Raw genomic sequence first — 19,522 nt, 5'->3', positions numbered from 1 at the left:
TTTTTATTTGAGACGATGATAATTCTTTTATGTTAATATTGTTGTGTGTTTTTTATCTTTTGAGTAATTTTTAATTGTGTTTACTGTTTATGTTTCTTTTTAGGAAATAATTAACAATTATATAATATTGGAATATGCGTATTTGTTGTCTTATTATGTATTTTTATAATATATAATAAACCAATATTCACAAATCTGTATGAAAAAACAATTAAAACCGATTTATTTTTTGATTTTAATAGCTATTGTGTTATTAAATAGCTGTAAAAAGAACCCAGTGGAAGATTTGAAGAAATTTGACAATAATTCTTCAAAGAAAACTTTAGGTGTAAATGCTATAACGCCTTATAATTTTAATTGGGAAGTAGGTGATTACATGCCTGCACCAACCGGAACGTCGATTTTGAAACCATGGGCAAGTGGATCAAATCAGTCATTTCCACTTCTTTATGCTACCGATATAAAAGCTACCGATGGTTGGCAATTAGTTTACAATACTTTTAATACAACGCAGTTGACACCTCCTTTATATTTTGTTTTATATAACAGGTATAGGGGAGTTTTAAGAGCTTATTTTTACTTGAGCCCAATTACCCCTATACCGAGCAGTAATATTATACATACTTTGGTACAACGGGCAGCAAACAACGCACATGTACTCAGTTATTCGGCCGCCAACGCTGTTGATTTGAATGCAACCAGTAATACAACCTCATTGGCACAGCCTTTTAAAACCACCGCTACCGGCACGTGGTATGCTGCAGAATTTGAAATGGCTTACGATCCTAATGTTGGTACGAAGGACGCTGGCAGCAATTTGATGAGCTGGGAAGTTAACTCTATCAATGTGAGCAACCTAACCCTTAATGGTACATCTCAAGGTAGCATAACAGGCACAATAGCTCAACCTGCACCGCCTTCACCAGGTATGTTTGGAAGTCTTTTAAGCGGTGCGTTAGAAGTTGGGGGCTTAGCCGCATTAGGGCCAATAAAAGAGGGCGCGACGTCGCTGCTTAAATCGGCGCTCCATGACGCTTTGAAATCTGGATTGAGCGGGTCTGTGAAAAATGTTTCTAACGGAATTTTTGGTGGGGTAGCGGGTGCCGACAGCACCAGGCAATATGTTCACCTGACTACTAATACTACTTATACATTTACAGGGGCTTCTACAGACGTTTATTCATTGGCCAATATGAGTATGATTATACCTGGTAGTAAAAATCAGGAGAGCACAACAGGTTATGTGCCGTTATATCCTTCTCCGTTGGGTTTGATGACCTTATCGGCAGCGCCAACTGCTCAATTGGTTTATCTTCAATACAGTTGGGGGCATTTTCCTGTTGCGCAGCTCAACCCTAACTCTTACAATATTGTTTGGAATCAATCTATCATTAATAACACTTCAACAGGGGCAACTATTGCTAATCTTAAACAAGAAATTATTAGTTATGAAAATACTAATGATGATGGCACAGATCAGCCCTGGCCAGTTGGTTCAGAATACGACGGAGCTAATCGTTATGTAAACCTCGGTTATCCGAGCCCAAGTAATAATAATTATTTTGCGATACGTACAGTTAACACATGCTATGGCTGCGATTTTAGTAATTCTGAGGCATGGGCCACTTTTACGATAGGACAAAAAATGCCAAACCATGTGCTAAGGATTTCTTTTGATGTTGTTCCTAATAATGGAACGCCTAAAATTAAAATTGTCAAATCCTTTAACATCACATTGTCGGGTGTTACAACTATAGACGGATAACATCAATTAAAAAAAATGCCCTGCCGGTACCGGCAGGGCATTTTTTTTCGTTTTTCTTTTTGAATATTATAAATTTTTCCCGAGCTTATCCAATATATCCTGTGGTACTTTTTCAAGGTCGAGTACCAGGAAGCCATCAAGGCAATCGGCGAACTTAGGGTCGATGTTAAAGCTGATGATCTTTGCATTAAGAGCAATATACTGACGAAGCAATACCGGCACTTTCATGTTACGGGTTTCCACTTCAGATATCAGGTTATCGAGGCCTTTAAAGCTGTCTTCGCCGGCCATGAGCAGGTCGGTATCAATTTTGGCAAAATCAACCTTAAATTTTTTGCGTGGTTTAACGTACTGCGCCATTTCATGATCAAAGTGATTGCGGTTGATATAATCGACAATAAGTGATTTCGAAAATTTAGAGAACGAGTTACTGATACTTACAGGGCCGATCAGGTAACGGTACCTCGGGTTATCGATCAGGAATTTCAGGATGCCTTTCCACAACAGGAACAGCGGCAGTGGTTTAGTCTGGTATTCTTTACGGATCCAGGAACGGCCCAGTTCAAGGCTGCGGCGCAATACCGGGATAAATTGCGTTTTAAGCTTAAACAGCTCATTAACATAAAAGCCCTTTTTGCCCACGCTGTAAAAGATCTCATCCCCCAAACCAATGCGGTAAGCCCCTACAATCATTTTGGCTTCAAAATCCCAGATAAACAGGTGATGGTAATAAATGTCATACTCATCCAGGTCGATGCTTTTATTGGTGCCTTCGCCCACCTGCCTGAAAGTAATCTCCCTTAAACGGCCAATCTCGCGGATTACGTTCGGAATGGTTGAGGTGGGAACAATAAATACTTCGTAGTTTTTTTCGGTCCAAACCTTGTAATTTTCCCTTAGCGGCTCTATTTCCTTTTCAAGGATGGCACTGTCAATTTCAGGAGCAATTTCTTCAGCGTCACGTTTAATTTTAAACAGGTTACGTGGGCTAAAGATTTTCTTTTCTTCTTCCAAGCCGGTGCCTAAAGCATAAGTACGGGCACGCAAAAAGTTAAGGAGCTTTGTACTGTTAGTATAATCCGGAATTTCGGTTACGTTGATAGGCTTGCCTATGCGTAACTTAATAGTATGGCCATGCTTGTTAAATAGTTCTGATGGCAGTTTGGCTGTACGTAGAGTAGGGTGCAGCAAACTCAGGAAGTTAAATAATAAGCCATTATTGCCATGGAAATAGATTGGCACAACCGGTACTTTGGCTTTAGCTATGATTTTTCCCACAACGGGGTGCCACATGCGGTCGGTTACCTGTTTTTGTTCTACTTTAAAGGTTGATACCTCGCCGGCAGGGAAAATACCTATCGGCGTACCCTGGTTTAGTAATTCAAGGGTGTTTTTTAAACCGCTTATGCTTGATGAATGTTCAACGTTTTCAAACGGGTTTACGGCAATAAAATAATCGGCAAGATTTGGGATTTTTTTGAGTAGAAAGTTGGCCATCAACTTCGAGTCGGGACGGGCCATGCAAAGGATTTTTAACAGCACCATGCCTTCAATACCCCCGTAAGGATGGTTGGCTATGGCTACAAAGCTTCCCTCTTTAGGTATGTTGCGCAGCTCGCGCTCGTCAAATTCAATGTCGATGCCGCATCCCTCTAATATAGCGTCAACAAACTCAGGCCCTTGCTTGGGTTGCGCCTGTGCAAACAGGTCGTTTACCTGGTTTATCTTCATTAACTCCATCAATAAAGCGGCCAGGCCCGGCATTTTCAACTTATCCAGTTTGGTGGCTTTGGCAAACTCTTCGGTGGTTATAACTTTCATTGTTTATAAGCAGTATGTTTTAACAAATAAATATCCTAAATTTTTATTTAATTTAACGGCAGGAATGTATATAAATGAGCCCGCAACTTAAAAGCTATCTGTCCATCACAAAAAAGGAGTGGAACGGAATGGTAGTGTTGATTATTTTAATAGCGATGGTTTTGTTGGCCCCCTATGTATTCCTGGCAAACCACAAAGATAATACAATAAATTTTAAGGCTTTTGATAAAGCAGTAGCCTATGCCAATAAAACGGGCGATCTCATAGCTGATGAGCATACTTCAGCAGCAAATCACACAACGTTACCCATTACTCTTTTTAAGTTTAACCCCAATAATTTAGCTGTTACAAGCTGGATAAAGCTTGGCCTTACAGAGCATCAGGCACAGGTAATTAAACATTACGAAGAAAAAGGTGGTCGGTTTTTTACCAGGGGAGATGTGCAAAAAATGTATAGTATTAGTCCAACAGAGTATAAGCGTCTCGAGCCTTATATTGATTTGCCTGATGGCCCGGCCTTGCACATCAATAAGGTTAAGCCGGGCGAAGTAGTTGATATCAACAGTGCCGATTCAGCAAGGCTTACCATGATCCACGGAATAGGTCCCGCGTTTGCCCGTCGTATTGTTCGTTATCGTCAGCGGGTTGGCGGCTTTTACAGCAAGGAGCAGTTAAAGGAAGTTTATGGCCTCGATCAGGAAAAGTACGACCAGATAAAAGACGAGGTTGCGGTAGATGGCAGGCATATTATCAAAGTGAACATTAACAGAGCTACTTTTAATGATCTCAGGCGTTTTCCATATATGAGCTTTAAGCAGATGGATGCCATTATTGCTTACCGCGATGAGCATGGTAATTACAATACCTTGACCGATCTGAAAAATATTGCCATACTTAATGACGGAATTTTGCGTAAAATTGGGCCTTATTTAGTTTTCAAATGATAGCTCAGCAAATAAAAGCAGCCATAAGGGATATTCCCGATTTTCCGAAACCAGGAATTATTTTTAAAGATATTACCCCCATACTTAAAAACCCTGAGCTGTGCGAAAACATTGTTGACGCTTTTGTTGAGCAGTTAAAGGGTACCCGTATTGACGTTGTGGCAGGAATTGAAAGCAGGGGCTTCCTGTTTGGGCTTACGTTAGCTACCAAATTAGGTGTGCCTTTTATTCCAGTGCGAAAGGCCGGCAAGCTACCGTTCACCATAAAACAAAAAGCATATAAACTGGAGTATGGTACCGCGACTATCGAACTGCATACCGATGCCTTTGAACCGGGCCAACATATATTATTGCATGACGATTTGCTCGCAACCGGCGGTACCGTAACCGCGGCAAGTGAACTTATAAAAGAAATGGGCGGTATTGTTGCCGGTTTCTCCTTTGTAGTTGGGCTCGGTTTTCTGAATGGAAGAGAGCGCATAACGCCTATTTGTGATAAGCTGGTTGTGCTGGCCGATTATTAAGCAGTATTTTCATTATATATAAGATTCCCGCGTTAGGGATGGAAGCGGATACCGGCCATGCGCCTAAGGCCTGTGCAGTATGAGCGTACAGCCCGGGCTGAAGGCAACGCCATGAATATGTGTATTTATAGCGATGTTAGGTAAATAATTATATGTATTTATCCGGGTTGATAAATCGAGCACTCTTGTATTAAATTTATGGGGATTGAACAGAACGAATCTGGAATGCCCGAATGGCAGGTAGATATTATAAGGGAACGTGTTGAGAGTTACAATAATGACCCGAAGCAAATTCTTGATTTTAACGATGCGATGGATGACATCGAAAACAATTTGTAAGATTTCCTGAAAAATATTTTCCACCAATTTTTCTACCCCAAAACCACCCTATTTAAACTAAACCTATAATTCATACCCAATACCAAAGCGTTCTTGATTTGCAGGCTTTTACGGGCAAACCAATGTCATTTTTTATACGTTATTTTGTTAGTAACCAATTATAAAATGTATGGATGCGATGTTGACTGATACCCCTCATACCGATGGGTATAATTTTGCTATGAACGAAAATCAGCAAATGGTAGGCCAGATGGCCAAAGACTTTGCCGAACGCTATATTAAACCTCATGTAATGGAGTGGGACGAGGCCCAGCACTTTCCTATCGACTTATTTAAGCAACTGGGCGAGCTTGGCATGATGGGTGTTTTTGTGCCCGAACAATACGGTGGTTCTGGTTTCGGATATTTTGAATATGTAACCGTAATAAGTGAGATAGCCAAAGTTTGCGGCGCTATAGGTTTATCTGTTGCTGCGCATAATTCGCTTTGCACAGGTCATATCCTTGCTTTCGGTAATGAAGAACAGAAGCTAAAATGGTTGCCTAAACTGGCTACTGCCGAGTGGCTTGGTGCCTGGGGACTTACCGAGGCCAATACCGGGTCAGACGCGTTGGGTATGAATACCACCGCTGTTTTGGATGGTGATCATTATGTTGTTAATGGTTCTAAAAACTGGATAACTCATGGTAAATCGGGCAATGTTGCCGTGGTGATGGTACGCACCGGCAACAAAGGCGACTCGCACGGTATCTCGGCTTTGGTGATTGAAAAAGGTACGCCAGGATTTACCCATGGTAAAAAGGAAAACAAACTGGGGATGCGCGCTTCAGAAACTACCGAACTTATTTTTGATAACTGCCGTGTGCCTAAAGAAAACCTGCTGGGTGTTGAGGGTGAAGGTTTTAAGCAAGCTATGAAAGTGCTGGATGGTGGTAGGATTTCGATAGCGGCGCTGTCGTTAGGAATTGCTAAAGGGGCCTTTGATGCTGCCGTGGCTTATGCCAAAGAACGGCACCAGTTTGGGCAGCCGATAGGCAATTTTCAGGGGATAGCATTTAAACTGGCCAATATGGCTACTGAAATAGAAGCCGCAGAACTGTTAATTATGCAGGCTGCCGATTTAAAGAACAGGCATTTGCCGGTAACCAAACAATCGGCTATGGCTAAATATTTCGCCTCTGAAACGGCGGTTCGTACAGCTACAGAGGCCGTGCAGATCTTCGGCGGATATGGCTATACCAAGGATTTCCCGGTTGAGAAATTTTACCGCGATGCCAAACTCTGTACAATAGGAGAGGGGACAAGTGAAATTCAGAAAATAGTGATCAGCAGGGAAGTGTTGAAAGGTTAGTAAACGATCAAAAAGGCCTGGCAGTTGATAATTTTACAATCGTCAACTGTCAGGCTTTTGTCATTTAGTGTGCGGTTAAAGACCATTTATGGTGGTTTTTATCACGTAAATATATTGTTACATCGATTTTTTAAGCATCAAAACATGATTTTGGTAATGTTTTTTAATGCTTTTTCAGGGAAATAATTTCTTCTTAGGGGCGGTTTCGCCGGGCTTTTTCGGCCAAAACTGACGCGGTTTTATGCGTCTTGGTACCTTAATTTTTCTATTTAACTTCTCGTTGCAGTTAATTTTATTGCAGTTTGATATACAGACGCTTATAAAGCAAATTAGGAAAATGCCTCGCGCATTTTCCTAATTTATAATTAACAATATTAACTGACTTATTACCGGCCGGATCTAATCGGCCATGTGGTATTAACGTTGGCAAAGGTAATTTCTTGTTAGTTATTTCCTAAAACATTCTCTATGGTTAAATAAATTCCTGTAAAGGAAATATTACATTCTGCTGTTGTTTTATTTTACCCTTCTATATTAAGTTTGCCATCTTAACTATTAGCTAAATTTTTTCTATGAAAAAACGATTACTACTAATTTTGTGCAGTTTCGTATTCGCTGTAACACAGCTTTTTGCGCAAAATCACACTGTTACCGGCACGGTAACAGCCAAAGAGGACGGTCTTCCTCTGCCGGGTGTATCGGTTAAAATAAAAGGTACAACAACCGGTACCCAAACTACCGTCGACGGTAAGTTTTCACTCAGCGTTCCTAACAACGCAGTATTATCATTCAGCTTTATCGGTTATGCCACTCAGGATGTTCCTGCCGGAGCTTCAGCAAACCTTAAAGTGGTTTTAGAAGCCTCAAGCCATGGGCTTAATGAGGTAGTTGTAACCGCCTTAGGTATCTCAAGGCAGCAAAAATCAATAGGTTATGCTGCACAACAGATTAAGGGCGATGACCTTACGGTTACCAAGCAATCTGACCTTAACACTGCTCTTGCCGGTAAAATTGCAGGTGTACAGGTGTTAGGCGGTTCTGGTGCAAAATTTGGTACCTCAACTATCCGTATCCGTGGTGTTAACTCATTATCAGGCGCTAATCCTATTTACGTGGTAAATGGTGTTGTTACTGATGCTAATGCTATCAACAATGACGACATCGAATCGGCAACGGTGCTTAAAGGCCCCGCTGCTACAGCTCTTTATGGTCAGCGTGCATCTGAAGGTGCGGTTGTTGTTACCTTAAAAAAAGGTGTTGATAAAGGAGTAGGAGTTTCGTTGAATCAATCAACAACTTTCGAAAAAGTATACCAACTGCCAGAGTATCAAAATGAATATGGTGGTGGTACCAGCACGCAGTGGGATACTTACACTTATGATCCTGCAAATGGCTCTCCTGCTTCGTTTGCTAAATTCAACGGCGTAAAAATTTACGATTATGGTGTGGATGAAAGCTGGGGTCCTAAAATGGATGGCACCCTTTATGCTCCATGGTATTTCTGGGATCCTTCAAATCCAGACTTTGGCAAGCTAAAACCGTTTGTGGCCCAGCCAAACAACGTACGTGATTTTTACCGTACAGGTGTTACCTATAACACTAACGCTGCGTTTTCAAAAGCTTCTGACAACTATAATTTCAGGGTATCATATACTAACATCGATCGTACAGGTATTACTCCTAACAGCGCTCAGAAACGTAACAATGTTGGTTTAAACGGCGAACTTAAATTAACCAAGAAGTTAACTGTAAGCGCCAACTTTAACTTTTCGCAAATCAACTCAAATAACGTACCTCAGGAAGGTTACGGTACACAAACTGCCGGTTCATTTAGCCAGTGGTTTCACAGGGATGTTGAAATCAGCAAACTTAAAAATTACAGAAGAGCTGATGGTACCTATACTTCATGGAATATTACCGGTCCGGATGATTTAACGCCGCACTACTGGGATAACCCTTATACCGAAGCTTATGTGAATACTTCGCTATCAAACAGCAATCGTGTGTTTGGTAACTTAACAGCTACTTACCAGTTTACTAAAGATCTTTCTTTGTCGTTAATTGCCAGGGAAGATTTGTTAAACCGTGATGATAACTCAAGGGTTGGCTCAGGTACTATCAACACCGATTCATATTCACAAAGCCAGTATACCTACAAAGAAAATAACTATGTAGCTAACTTAGCATATAGCCACAACTTTAAAGACCTTTCTGTAAAAGCAGGTTTATATGCCGAAACACGTCAGGACCGTTACCTGTATACAGGTGGTAATACCAATGGCGGCCTTGCTATTCCTGAATTGTACTCGCTTGCAAACTCTTTGAACGCGCCTACATCTATCAGCTACAACGGCTTATCAAGGGTAAATAGCTACTATGGCTACACTTCATTCGGTTACAAAGATTTCTTGTACCTTGATTTTAACGCCCGTAACGATATTTCATCAACCTTGCCAATAAACAATAATTCATATTGGTACGGTGGTTTATCTGGCTCATTTGTGTTTACCGAGCTAATGCCTAAAAATGACATTCTTAGCTTCGGTAAATTGAGGCTTTCTGCTGCAAAATTAGGTTCGGATGCTGCTCTTTATTCAATTTATCAAACGTACAACTTAAGTACTACACCGTACAGCCCTACTAAAACAGGTAGCTCACCGGTACAGACAGTACCTAATACATTACCTAATGCCGACTTGAGGCCATCACTTTCAACTTCGTATGAAATTGGTACCGAATTGCGTTTCCTGAGAGACAGGGTTAAATTTGATTTCAACTACTATACCCGTTCTCAAAAGGATCAGATCCTGCCATTGCCTATCAACGGTACATCTGGTTACTCAACTGCAGTAATCAATGCCGGCCAGATCAGGAACAGTGGTATCGAGATCAGCCTTGGTGGTACCCCGGTTAAATCAAAAGACTTTACCTGGAATACTGATTTCAACATTTCATTTAACAGGAATAAAGTTATATCACTGTACCCTGGTTTAAATAACCTGAAAGTTACTCCTGATGGTTTAGGTGGTTATACTGCATCTGGCGGTAACCAGGCTGCCGGTACACAAAGCTTTGGCTTTGTTGGTTCGCCAAGCTTTGGTATTAACGGTATTGTTGGTAAATCTTATGGTCAAATTATTGGCTCTGGTTTTACCCGCGACAAAAACGGAAATATCATAGTTGGTGATGACGGTTTACCTATTGTAAACAGCACAGTTAACTTGGGTAGCATGCTGCCAAGCTACACTGGTGGTTTTACCAACTCTTTCAACTACAAAAACTTCATATTAGCTTTCTCTCTTGATTTCCAGAAAGGCGGCAAATTTGTGTCAGTTACTCAACAAAACTTAAACGGTTCTGGTTTGGGTATCGAAACTGTAGGCAACAATGCTAAAGGCAATCCAAAACGTAACTCAGTTGCCGATGGTGGTGGTGTTTTAGTAGCGGGCGTTCATGAAGATGGCACTCCTAACACAACTTATGTTGAAACCCGTACTTTGTATGAGCAGGCATATAGCCAGATTTGGGAAAAATGGACTTACGATGCTTCTTACATTAAATTAAGGGAAGTTAGCGTCGGCTACTCGTTCCCTAAAAAGATGCTGGGTAAATTACCATTCCAAACTGCTTATTTCGGCATAACTTCTCAAAACCCATGGATGATCTATTCTAAACTTAAAGGTGTAGATCCATCTCAATTGCAAACCTCTTTCTACGAAGGTGGTCAGTTACCAAACACAAGAAACTTAGGGTTTAACATCAAGTTAACGTTCTAATTAGCGCACAAATCATGAAAAGAATATCTAATATTAGTAAATATATAGCTGGGGCGGGTATGATTATCCTTGCTTCGTGCAAAACCGGCGGCGACGTAAATGTTAGCCCTAACCAATCGCCTAACGTGCAGTCGGGCTATTTGTTAACCAGCGCCCTTCAGTACCTTGGAGGTGTTAGCGGTGCAGGCGCTACTACCAATATCAACTCTTTTACAGGCGAACTGTATTCACAATACCTGGCAGAAACTTTTTATACCAATGAATCATTGTTTTCATTGAAGCAATATGATTACCAGGGATATTATACCGGCCCGTTAAAAGACCTTAAAACAATCATCGACGTTAATACCGATCCGACAAAGAAAAGTCTTGTGGCTATCACAAAGTTTGGTTCAAACGCTAATCAGATAGCCTCGGCCCGTATTCTTAGCGCTTTTATTTTCCTTACTGTTACTGATAGGTGGGGCGATATACCATATTCACAGGCTTTAAATGGCAAATCAAATCTTTCGCCTGCATTTGATGCTCAAAAAGATGTCTATGCGGCATTGATGAAAGAACTTGACGAGGCGCAAGCTCAGTTTGATAGTGGTGCCGCAATGCCTGCACAACAGGATATCTTATTTGGTGGTAACCTTACTAAATGGAAACATTGGGCAAATTCATTGCATGCTATTATGGCATTAAGGCTTTCAAAGGTTGATCCAAACACAGGCAAAGCTGAGTATGCTAAGGCTGTAGCCGGCGGTTTAATGACTTCTAACAGCGATAACGCTGTTTATGCCTACCTGGCCGCTCAAACTAACGAGAACCCTTATTTTACAAACTACCGTAACCGTTATGATTATGCGGTAAGCAGTTTAGTTGTTAATACGTTAACTACCCTGAATGACCCGAGGTTGCCTGTTTACGCTGCTCCGACTGTATCAAATACATATGTAGGTTTACCTTATGGTACGTATGGTGATGCCTTAGGTAATTACAGCAAAGGAACACGTAGCAAACCAGGTAACATCTCTTTAATCGGCTTAACCGTATCTAATCAGGGATCGCCAACTGTATGGACATCATATGCCCAAATCATGTTTACACAGGCAGAAGCTGCCCACCTTGGCTGGATAGCCGGTGGTGACGGCGCCGCTGCTGATTACTATAATAAAGGTGTAGCTGCATCATTGGAACAAAACGGTGTTAGTACTACTAACGAATCCGCTTATCTTGCGCAGGCAGCAGTTCAGTTTTCGGCTGCAACAGCTATGGACCAGATCATGACCCAAAAATGGATTGCCGGTTTCTTAGGCAATGGTTGGGAGTCATGGGCAGAGTACCGTCGTACAGGTTTGCCTAAATTGCTTGATCCGGTTCCTGGTTCATTAAGCCCGGGCCAGAAAATTCCACGCAGGCAACAATACCCGCAAACAGAAAGTGATCTTAACACCGCTAATTACAATGCTGTAATAGCCCGTCAAGGTCCGGATGCACTTAATACAAGGGTATATTGGGATAAACAATAATTATTCAACCCAAAGTACATTTAAAAAACAACAAAGGCTGCCATTGGCGGCCTTTGTTGTTTTTAGCAGATTGCTTCAAAAGCGGGGCGTGGTGGATTTAATACTATTTAACAAACAGTATTCATTAAATAAGCTATCTTAGTTTAATGTGATAAACCTGTCATGTATTTTAAACCTATCCTGTTCTCGTTTATTTATCTTTTTTTTCTTAATCAGACTATTGCCCAGGAGAAGCACCCAGAGGGAGTTGAATTGAGCAAGTTTATCAAAGAAGGCGCCGGGTTATATCAAAGGCAATTCATTATACCATACGCCCCAATCGGCACTTGTACAGATTCAAATTATAAGAATGCGAAATTAATTCGCACAGGATGGGATGATGGAATATTTAAAACCAACCCTGGCTATTACAGGTATGATCTTGCAAGTACTGTTCCGGTAGGGTAGGCAGCGCTATCAGAAGCCGACAGAGAGATGTTTGTAATAAGTATTAATCAAGACTCTGTCAGGCAAATGAAAGATACAGTATGCTATACCGATGGCAAGTTTCACAGATGCCTTTACGGGATAATTCCGGTGGCTTTAAGCAATCAATCTACTGATACATTAAAGTATATTAATATGTCATGCTTATGGATAGATGTTTTTAAAACTAATGCAGAAAACGTAAAACTTCTACGCACCGCCTTGATGGAAGAGTGTTGGAAAAATAATCCTGCTGTTTATGGGGTTGCACCTGGCCAACAAAATGTATTTTATATACCGGTAGGTTTTTTAACGGACACAGGTAAAGGGGAATTATTTATGCCAAAAGTGTTTAAAATAGGAATGAGCTTATACAGATATATTGAAGGTGCGCGGCTTCCTGTAGATATACGCTGGTTAACGCTCCGCCGGGAAACAGATAATGTGATATGGAGCAATGAGATTGCTGTGCGGTAGCTATCTGAGTTTAAGTTAAAAATAATTCCTGCTCTCTCTTTGATATTCAAAACATTGTGATTATCTTTGCCCTCCCTTGAAAGGAGGTATTTTAGGAATTATGATCATTATTAACGTAAAAGACGGCGAATCATTAGATAAAGCATTGAAACGCTTCAAAAAGAAATTCGAAAAAACAGGTGTTTTAAGAGAACTACGTAGTCGTCAGGCTTTCGAAAAAAAATCTGTAACCCGTCGTCATGTTGTTAAACATGCTATCTACAAACAAGGTTTGAATCAAGAAACTGTTTAATTGTAAAATTTTATAGTTTTCTTAACACTATATTAAAACTATTTGTACATTCATAATCCCGGATGTATAAATAGTTTTTTATGTTTTTAGAGCGTTTTATCCAGTACATCAAGTATGAAAAGCGGTATTCAGTCCATACTGTGTCCGCGTATCAGTCAGACCTGGATCAGTTTGTGCGCTTTTTAAACAATCCCGGCGGTGCCAATCCTGGGTCCGAGCCGGTTATCACCCATCCATCGCAGGTAAGCTATCATGACATCCGTAACTGGATGGTTGAACTTCTTGACCAAAAACTTACTGGCCGTTCGGTTAACCGGAAAATGGCTACGCTGCGCAAATACTTTAAATTTTTATTGCAGGAAGGCATTGTTGAAACTAATCCAACATCGCGCATTCATTCACAAAAAATTGCAAAAACCCTGCCTGTGGTGGTTGAAGACGCCCGGCTAACAAAAATGTTAGATAGTGATGACGTTTTTACAAACGACTTTCCGGGGCTGCGCGATAAGCTTGTTATTGAGATGTTGTTTGGCACCGGTATACGCCTTGCCGAATTGTTAGGCATTAAAGAACAGGATCTTAACCTTGATGGGGGAGTAGTGAAGGTATTGGGGAAACGTAATAAAGAACGTATCATCCCTATCAATAATGAGCTGAAGATCCTGCTGCCCCAATATTTGGAGTTAAAGAAAAATCAAAATTTTAATAACAATTCCTTTACATTTATCGTTACAAATAAAGGAGCCGATGCTTATCCGAAATTGATTTATTTAATAGTGCAGAAATATCTCTCCAACATATCAACTCAAAATAAACGGAGCCCTCACGTGCTCAGGCACACGTTTGCAACCACCATGCTAAACAACGGGGCCGACTTAAATTCAATTAAAGAACTTTTGGGTCACGCTAACCTCAGTGCCACCCAAATTTACACGCACAACTCAGTTGAACGACTAAAATCTATTTATAAACTCGCCCATCCAAAGGCTTAAAAAGGAGGAAACATGAAAATTACAGTGCAGTCAATTCATTTCACCGCAGACAGGAAACTTTTAGATTTTATTCAGAAAAAGGCAGATAAGCTTGATACGTTTTATGATCATATTATTAGCGGTGAAGTTTACTTAAAGCTTGAGAATGTGGAAGATGAATGTAATAAGATAACGGAGATCAAATTATTGCTACCAGGAAACCAGATCTTCGCTAAAGAGAAATGTAAGAGTTTTGAGGAAGCTACCGACCTGGCAGTTGAGAGCCTGAGGAAGCAAATTGAGAAGCATAAACAAAAGAAAGCCATTGCTGATGCTACGGCCAAAAAAGCTGTTTTAACGGCAGCAGAGGACGGTTTTTAGTGATATAGAGGGGCTTACATCAAGTCAAATTCGGCAGGTTTTTAGCCTGCCGAATTTTTTTTATAAAAAATTTTGACGTGGTGTTATTTTTTGTAGATTTGCAGTCCCTTTCGGGGAGGTATTTAACGCCTCAAAAAAAAGTTAAAATAGTTCTTTAAAATATCAAAAAGCTTATTACTTTTGCGCTCCGTTACCGAAAGCCACACACGGTTTAAAATAACGAAAAGGCAAATTTAAATATAAGCCTCCTTAGCTCAGCTGGTAGAGCAACTGACTTGTAATCAGTAGGTCATTGGTTCGATCCCGATAGGAGGCTCAGTTTTTTTCGGAAAGATGATGTTTAGCTTCAATTTTGGACATTGTTAATCCGGGATAAACTACTGGGGGGATACCAGAGCGGTCAAATGGGACGGACTGTAAATCCGTTGCTTCGGCTACGAAGGTTCGAATCCTTCTCCCCCCACATATTAAGTAGGCAGTTTATAGTTCGCGGTTAGTATAAAGCTAACGGGATTGTAAACTGCTGACTTGATTAAGGAGGTTTGAGGAATGGACTTTTAGTACTTAGAAGGTATAAAAAAAACAAACCAAAAGCTTAACAAGCGGAAGTAGCTCAGTTGGTAGAGCGATAGCCTTCCAAGCTATAGGTCGCGAGTTCGAACCTCGTCTTCCGCTCGGTTGCAGATAGCAGTAGGCCGTAAGCAGTAAAGTAACTGCAAGCAAACAACTGATAGCTGTAAACTAAAAAAAAGAAAATAAGCCGACGTAGCTCAGGGGTAGAGCACTTCCTTGGTAAGGAAGAGGTCATGGGTTCAAATCCCATTGTTGGCTCGGTGTTATTGAAACATTACATATAAAGTTAAAATTAACCTACAAAATAATTTATAGATCATGGCAAAAGAAAAGTTTGACCGCAGTAAACCGCACTTAAACATCGGTACAATCGGTCACGTTGACCACGGTAAAACAACCCTTACCGCAGCTATCACTAAAGTTTTGGCTGATGCAGGTTTATCAGAAGCTCGTTCATTTGATTCAATTGACTCAGCTCCTGAAGAAAAAGAACGTGGTATTACCATCAACACTGCCCACGTTGAATATTCAACAGCTAACCGTCACTACGCACACGTTGACTGTCCAGGTCACGCGGATTACGTGAAAAACATGGTTACTGGTGCTGCCCAAATGGACGGTGCAATCATCGTAGTTGCTGCAACTGATGGTCCGATGCCACAAACTCGTGAGCACATCCTGTTAGCTCGTCAGGTAGGTGTACCTGCACTTGTTGTTTTCATGAACAAAGTTGACATGGTTGATGATCCGGAATTATTAGAGTTAGTAGAAATGGAAGTTCGTGAATTATTATCATTCTACGAATTCCCAGGTGATGATATTCCAGTTATCCAGGGTTCTGCATTAGGTGGTCTTAACGGCGATCCTACCTGGGTTGGTAAAATCATGGAATTGATGGACGCTGTAGATAGCTACATCCCAATTCCTCCACGTTTGACAGATCTTCCTTTCTTGATGCCTGTTGAAGACGTGTTCTCAATCACTGGTCGTGGTACTGTTGCTACTGGTCGTATTGAGCGTGGTGTAATCAACTCTGGTGAGCCAGTTGATATCTTGGGTATGGGTGCTGAGAACTTGAAATCAACCGTAACTGGTGTTGAGATGTTCCGCAAAATCCTTGACCGTGGTGAAGCTGGTGACAACGTAGGTTTATTGTTACGTGGTATTGAGAAAACTGATATCCGTCGTGGTATGGTTATCTGTAAACCAGGTTCAGTAACTCCTCACACCGATTTCAAAGCAGAAGTTTACGTATTATCAAAAGCAGAAGGTGGCCGTCACACTCCATTCTTCAACAAATACCGTCCGCAATTCTATTTCCGTACCACTGACGTTACTGGTGAGATTTCATTAGAACCAGGTGTAGAAATGGTTATGCCAGGTGATAACGTTACAATCACTGTAAAGTTGATCAACGCTATCGCAATGGAAAAAGGCTTACGTTTCGCTATCCGTGAAGGTGGTCGTACCGTAGGTGCTGGTCAGGTAACTGAAATCTTGAAATAATTGATATTTCAATAAAAGGTTAATTTGAAAACATAAGTTTAGCCTTCAACGGCAAACTTATGTTTTCTTATTATAAAATAACACACGGGAATAGTTCAACGGTAGAATAGAGGTCTCCAAAACCTTTGATCAGGGTTCGAATCCTTGTTCCCGTGCTTAAGCACAATATAAAAATGGCAGGCGTAGCTGAATATATTAAAGAGTCATACATCGAGTTAACCGAGAAGGTTACCTGGCCTACATGGCGCGAGCTGCAAAGCAGCGCTGTTTTGGTATTGGTTGCCGCTGTAATTATTGCGCTGGTTATCTTAGGTATGGACCAGATCATTAATTATTTGCTTAAACTGTTTTACACATCACTAACATAATATCAGGGGAGAAGCAGATGAGTGATCAATTGAAATGGTATGTAGTTAGGGCTATTAGTGGTAAGGAAAAAAAAGTTAAACAATATATCGATGCCGAAATTAGCCGTTTGGGCATCGGTCATTTGGTACCACAGGTATTAATACCTACTGAAAAGTACTACCAAATGCGCGATGGAAAGAAGATAGCCAAAGAGCGTAACTACTTTCCAGGCTATGTGTTGATGGAAGCTGTTTTAGATGGCGAAACCGAGCACATTATTAAAAACATAAACAGCGTAATAGGTTTCCTGGGTGATAAAGCCGGAAATGCTATCCCGCTTCGCCAGTCAGAAGTTAACCGTATTTTAGGTAAGGTTGATGAGATGAGTGCCCAGGGTGAAACTATGAGCGTACCTTACTATGTTGGTGAGGCTGTTAAAGTTATGGACGGGCCTTTCAATGGTTTCAGCGGCGTTATCGAAGAGGTTAACGAAGAGAAAAAGAAACTGAAAGTAATGGTAAAGATATTCGGGCGCCGTACGCCGCTTGAATTGAATTACATGCAGGTAGAAAAAGAATAGTTTTTTTATCATCAGTACCCGACTGGAAGGCGGGTATTATCACATGATAAATTAACAGGTAAAATATTAAATACAAAAGGTTTAAATATTAAGAAAGCGTTAAATAAGCTACATTGATATCAAACCATAAAAATCTTAAATGTTACTAAGCTTCCACGTACTAACATTGAGTTTATAATTAAAGTAAATTAAAATGGCAAAAGAGATCGGTGCAATGGTTAAGCTGCAAGTTAAAGGCGGCGCCGCAAACCCATCACCACCAATTGGCCCTGCATTGGGTGCAAAAGGTGTGAACATCATGGAGTTTTGCAAACAATTTAATGCACGCACCCAGGACAAAGCTGGAAAAGTATTGCCTGTTTTGATTACTGTTTATGTTGACAAATCATTCGAATTTATCATCAAAACCCCTCCCGTTGCTATCCAGTTATTGGAAGCTACCGGTTTAAAGAGTGGTTCTGCTGAGCCTAACCGTAAAAAAGTTGCCAGTGTTAACTGGGAACAGGTTGAGACTATAGCAAAAGATAAAATGGTTGACTTGAACGCGTTCACAGTTGAATCGGCCATGAAAATGGTGGCAGGTACTGCCCGCAGCATGGGAATTACCGTATCAGGTACAGCTCCCTGGAATTAATTAATTTATACAAATCAGTTTAAAGACAGTGGCAAGATTAACAAAAAATCAAAAAGTGGCACTCTCCAAAATTGAGGCAAACAAATCGTACACATTAGAAGCTGCATCAGCTTTGGTAAAGGAATTAACCTTAACTAAATTTGATTCATCAGTTGATATAGACGTTCGTTTAGGTGTTGACCCGCGTAAAGCCAATCAAATGGTGCGTGGTATTGCAACATTGCCTCATGGAACCGGTAAAACTGTACGTGTATTAGTACTTTGTACTCCTGATAAGGAGCAAGAAGCTAAAGACGCTGGTGCAGATTACGTAGGTTTGGATGATTATATTGCCAAGATTGAAGGCGGATGGACTGATGTTGATATTATCATCACTATGCCAAGTGTTATGGCTAAAGTTGGTCGTTTGGGTCGTATTTTGGGCCCGCGTAACTTAATGCCAAACCCTAAATCAGGTACAGTTACCCCAGAAGTTGGTAAAGCTGTAACTGAGGTAAAAGGTGGTAAAATCGATTTCAAGGTTGACAAAACCGGTATCATCCACACCTCAATAGGAAAAGCATCTTTCTCTGCAGATAAAATTTATGAGAATGCATTAGAAGTATTGCAAACAATCTCTAAATTAAAACCTTCTGCAGCAAAAGGAACATATTTCAAGAGTATTCACATCTCTTCAACTATGTCGCCAGGAATTACAGTTGAAACTAAATCAGTAGCGGGGATCTAATCATGAATAAAGAAGAAAAATACGACCTTGTTGTAGCCCTTACTGAGCAAATCAAAGAGTATGGTAATTTTTATATCACTGATACCTCTGATTTAACTGTAGCCAAGATCAACAATATCCGCCGTAAATGTTTCGAAAATGACATTACAATGCAGGTAACTAAAAATAGCTTGATCAAAAAAGCTATGGAAGCTGCTGGCGGTGATTTCAGCCCGATATATGATGTGTTGAAAGGTTCATCATCAATCCTTTTCTCAAAATCAGCAACTGCACCTGCAAAGCTGATCAAACAATTAAGGAAAACAGGTGAAAAACCAATCTTAAAAGCAGCTTATATTGATTCGGCAGTATTTATTGGTGATAACCAACTGGATACTTTAACCAAGCTGAAATCAAAAGAACAATTGATCGGCGAGATTGTTGGCTTACTTCAATCACCTGCCAAAAACGTTCTTTCTGCTCTTCAGTCAGGCGGAACTACAATTGCAGGCCTCGTAAAAACATTACAGGAAAGAGGTTAACGAACGCCTCCAT

The 19,522-nt window shown here is 40.7% G+C and carries 19 protein-coding genes and 5 tRNA genes; 23 read left to right on the top strand and 1 reads right to left on the bottom strand.

What is annotated here, in order from left to right; genetic code table 11:
* Window positions 1-199 precede the first annotated feature (199 nt).
* The gene (locus tag DEO27_RS18980; protein WP_112572677.1) at window positions 200-1,765 is read left to right on the top strand and encodes a hypothetical protein; all 1,566 of its coding nucleotides are present in this window, start codon (window positions 200-202) and stop codon (window positions 1,763-1,765) included.
* Between the two features lie 66 nt (window positions 1,766-1,831).
* On the opposite strand, the gene DEO27_RS18975 is transcribed toward DEO27_RS18980, so the two are convergent.
* Window positions 1,832-3,586 (bottom strand): lysophospholipid acyltransferase family protein, encoded by a 1,755-nt coding sequence (locus tag DEO27_RS18975; RefSeq protein WP_112572675.1) that lies wholly within the window; start codon window positions 3,584-3,586, stop codon window positions 1,832-1,834.
* 74 nt (window positions 3,587-3,660) lie between these two features.
* Between DEO27_RS18975 and DEO27_RS18970 the strand changes: the two genes are divergently transcribed.
* The 22 genes from DEO27_RS18970 to rplJ all read left to right on the top strand — a co-directional run bounded on the left by DEO27_RS18970 (window position 3,661) and on the right by rplJ (window position 19,509).
* Window positions 3,661-4,530 carry a helix-hairpin-helix domain-containing protein gene (locus DEO27_RS18970; protein WP_112572673.1) on the top strand — a complete coding sequence of 290 codons (870 nt, stop codon included), beginning with the start codon at window positions 3,661-3,663 and terminating at the stop codon, window positions 4,528-4,530.
* Entirely contained in the window at window positions 4,527-5,054 is a 528-nt protein-coding gene (locus tag DEO27_RS18965) for an adenine phosphoribosyltransferase (protein ID WP_112572671.1), read from the top strand. Before DEO27_RS18970 ends, DEO27_RS18965 begins: the two co-directional genes overlap by 4 nt.
* Before the next feature lie 198 nt (window positions 5,055-5,252).
* Window positions 5,253-5,393: a hypothetical protein gene (locus tag DEO27_RS31505; protein ID WP_190295133.1), complete on the top strand. Its 141-nt coding sequence runs from the start codon at window positions 5,253-5,255 to the stop codon at window positions 5,391-5,393.
* Window positions 5,394-5,562: 169 nt separating this feature from the next.
* On the top strand, window positions 5,563-6,744 hold the full coding sequence (locus tag DEO27_RS18960) for an acyl-CoA dehydrogenase (RefSeq protein ID WP_112572669.1): 1,182 nt from the start codon (window positions 5,563-5,565) through the stop codon (window positions 6,742-6,744).
* Between the two features lie 572 nt (window positions 6,745-7,316).
* Window positions 7,317-10,520 (top strand): SusC/RagA family TonB-linked outer membrane protein, encoded by a 3,204-nt coding sequence (locus DEO27_RS18955; RefSeq protein WP_112572667.1) that lies wholly within the window; start codon window positions 7,317-7,319, stop codon window positions 10,518-10,520.
* Between the two features lie 14 nt (window positions 10,521-10,534).
* Complete coding sequence (locus tag DEO27_RS18950; protein ID WP_112572665.1) at window positions 10,535-12,034, top strand: SusD/RagB family nutrient-binding outer membrane lipoprotein; 1,500 nt, start codon at window positions 10,535-10,537, stop codon at window positions 12,032-12,034.
* Window positions 12,035-12,196: 162 nt separating this feature from the next.
* Complete coding sequence (locus DEO27_RS18945; protein WP_112572663.1) at window positions 12,197-12,481, top strand: hypothetical protein; 285 nt, start codon at window positions 12,197-12,199, stop codon at window positions 12,479-12,481.
* A 66-nt stretch (window positions 12,482-12,547) separates the two neighbouring features.
* A complete protein-coding gene (locus DEO27_RS18940) occupies window positions 12,548-12,976 on the top strand; it encodes a hypothetical protein (RefSeq protein ID WP_112572662.1) in 429 nt (142 codons plus the stop codon).
* Between the two features lie 100 nt (window positions 12,977-13,076).
* Window positions 13,077-13,268: a 30S ribosomal protein S21 gene (rpsU, locus tag DEO27_RS18935; protein ID WP_022833144.1), complete on the top strand. Its 192-nt coding sequence runs from the start codon at window positions 13,077-13,079 to the stop codon at window positions 13,266-13,268.
* A gap of 80 nt (window positions 13,269-13,348) precedes the next feature.
* Entirely contained in the window at window positions 13,349-14,260 is a 912-nt protein-coding gene (locus DEO27_RS18930) for a tyrosine-type recombinase/integrase (protein ID WP_112572660.1), read from the top strand.
* Window positions 14,261-14,272: 12 nt separating this feature from the next.
* Window positions 14,273-14,620 (top strand): ribosome hibernation-promoting factor, HPF/YfiA family, encoded by a 348-nt coding sequence (hpf, locus tag DEO27_RS18925; RefSeq protein ID WP_091213553.1) that lies wholly within the window; start codon window positions 14,273-14,275, stop codon window positions 14,618-14,620.
* Window positions 14,621-14,863: 243 nt separating this feature from the next.
* Window positions 14,864-14,936: transfer RNA gene (locus tag DEO27_RS18920), tRNA-Thr, on the top strand.
* Between the two features lie 66 nt (window positions 14,937-15,002).
* Window positions 15,003-15,083 (top strand) — tRNA-Tyr (locus DEO27_RS18915).
* 139 nt (window positions 15,084-15,222) lie between these two features.
* Window positions 15,223-15,295: transfer RNA gene (locus tag DEO27_RS18910), tRNA-Gly, on the top strand.
* A gap of 84 nt (window positions 15,296-15,379) precedes the next feature.
* Window positions 15,380-15,451, top strand: a tRNA-Thr gene (locus DEO27_RS18905).
* 60 nt (window positions 15,452-15,511) lie between these two features.
* Complete coding sequence (gene tuf / locus DEO27_RS18900) at window positions 15,512-16,699, top strand: elongation factor Tu (RefSeq protein WP_090528682.1); 1,188 nt, start codon at window positions 15,512-15,514, stop codon at window positions 16,697-16,699.
* A gap of 84 nt (window positions 16,700-16,783) precedes the next feature.
* Window positions 16,784-16,854 (top strand) — tRNA-Trp (locus tag DEO27_RS18895).
* Window positions 16,855-16,872: 18 nt separating this feature from the next.
* Window positions 16,873-17,067, top strand: coding sequence for a preprotein translocase subunit SecE (gene secE, locus DEO27_RS18890; protein WP_112572730.1), 195 nt, complete (start codon window positions 16,873-16,875; stop codon window positions 17,065-17,067).
* Between the two features lie 17 nt (window positions 17,068-17,084).
* Window positions 17,085-17,627: a transcription termination/antitermination protein NusG gene (gene nusG / locus DEO27_RS18885; RefSeq protein ID WP_112572658.1), complete on the top strand. Its 543-nt coding sequence runs from the start codon at window positions 17,085-17,087 to the stop codon at window positions 17,625-17,627.
* A gap of 193 nt (window positions 17,628-17,820) precedes the next feature.
* The gene (gene rplK / locus DEO27_RS18880; RefSeq protein ID WP_090528676.1) at window positions 17,821-18,261 is read left to right on the top strand and encodes a 50S ribosomal protein L11; all 441 of its coding nucleotides are present in this window, start codon (window positions 17,821-17,823) and stop codon (window positions 18,259-18,261) included.
* Between the two features lie 28 nt (window positions 18,262-18,289).
* Window positions 18,290-18,988, top strand: coding sequence for a 50S ribosomal protein L1 (gene rplA / locus DEO27_RS18875; protein WP_091213558.1), 699 nt, complete (start codon window positions 18,290-18,292; stop codon window positions 18,986-18,988).
* Between the two features lie 2 nt (window positions 18,989-18,990).
* Window positions 18,991-19,509 carry a 50S ribosomal protein L10 gene (rplJ, locus tag DEO27_RS18870; RefSeq protein ID WP_090528670.1) on the top strand — a complete coding sequence of 173 codons (519 nt, stop codon included), beginning with the start codon at window positions 18,991-18,993 and terminating at the stop codon, window positions 19,507-19,509.
* Window positions 19,510-19,522 lie beyond the last annotated feature (13 nt).

The sequence above is a fragment of the Mucilaginibacter rubeus genome (assembly GCF_003286415.2).
Taxonomy (GTDB): Bacteria; Bacteroidota; Bacteroidia; order Sphingobacteriales; family Sphingobacteriaceae; genus Mucilaginibacter; species Mucilaginibacter rubeus_A.
Note: the sequence above shows the minus strand (reverse complement) of the source record. Positions and strands in the feature narration are given on the sequence as shown.

What these genes read in the sequence shown, in the direction of transcription:
- DEO27_RS18980 (WP_112572677.1), top strand. Translation starts at nt 200, where the DNA reads ATGAAAAAACAATTAAAACCGATTTATTTTTTGATTTTAATAGCTATT.
- DEO27_RS18975 (WP_112572675.1), bottom strand. Translation starts at nt 3,586, where the DNA reads ATGAAAGTTATAACCACCGAAGAGTTTGCCAAAGCCACCAAACTGGAT.
- DEO27_RS18970 (WP_112572673.1), top strand. Translation starts at nt 3,661, where the DNA reads ATGAGCCCGCAACTTAAAAGCTATCTGTCCATCACAAAAAAGGAGTGG.
- DEO27_RS18965 (WP_112572671.1), top strand. Translation starts at nt 4,527, where the DNA reads ATGATAGCTCAGCAAATAAAAGCAGCCATAAGGGATATTCCCGATTTT.
- DEO27_RS31505 (WP_190295133.1), top strand. Translation starts at nt 5,253, where the DNA reads ATGGGGATTGAACAGAACGAATCTGGAATGCCCGAATGGCAGGTAGAT.
- DEO27_RS18960 (WP_112572669.1), top strand. Translation starts at nt 5,563, where the DNA reads ATGGATGCGATGTTGACTGATACCCCTCATACCGATGGGTATAATTTT.
- DEO27_RS18955 (WP_112572667.1), top strand. Translation starts at nt 7,317, where the DNA reads ATGAAAAAACGATTACTACTAATTTTGTGCAGTTTCGTATTCGCTGTA.
- DEO27_RS18950 (WP_112572665.1), top strand. Translation starts at nt 10,535, where the DNA reads ATGAAAAGAATATCTAATATTAGTAAATATATAGCTGGGGCGGGTATG.
- DEO27_RS18945 (WP_112572663.1), top strand. Translation starts at nt 12,197, where the DNA reads ATGTATTTTAAACCTATCCTGTTCTCGTTTATTTATCTTTTTTTTCTT.
- DEO27_RS18940 (WP_112572662.1), top strand. Translation starts at nt 12,548, where the DNA reads ATGAAAGATACAGTATGCTATACCGATGGCAAGTTTCACAGATGCCTT.
- rpsU (WP_022833144.1), top strand. Translation starts at nt 13,077, where the DNA reads ATGATCATTATTAACGTAAAAGACGGCGAATCATTAGATAAAGCATTG.
- DEO27_RS18930 (WP_112572660.1), top strand. Translation starts at nt 13,349, where the DNA reads ATGTTTTTAGAGCGTTTTATCCAGTACATCAAGTATGAAAAGCGGTAT.
- hpf (WP_091213553.1), top strand. Translation starts at nt 14,273, where the DNA reads ATGAAAATTACAGTGCAGTCAATTCATTTCACCGCAGACAGGAAACTT.
- tuf (WP_090528682.1), top strand. Translation starts at nt 15,512, where the DNA reads ATGGCAAAAGAAAAGTTTGACCGCAGTAAACCGCACTTAAACATCGGT.
- secE (WP_112572730.1), top strand. Translation starts at nt 16,873, where the DNA reads ATGGCAGGCGTAGCTGAATATATTAAAGAGTCATACATCGAGTTAACC.
- nusG (WP_112572658.1), top strand. Translation starts at nt 17,085, where the DNA reads ATGAGTGATCAATTGAAATGGTATGTAGTTAGGGCTATTAGTGGTAAG.
- rplK (WP_090528676.1), top strand. Translation starts at nt 17,821, where the DNA reads ATGGCAAAAGAGATCGGTGCAATGGTTAAGCTGCAAGTTAAAGGCGGC.
- rplJ (WP_090528670.1), top strand. Translation starts at nt 18,991, where the DNA reads ATGAATAAAGAAGAAAAATACGACCTTGTTGTAGCCCTTACTGAGCAA.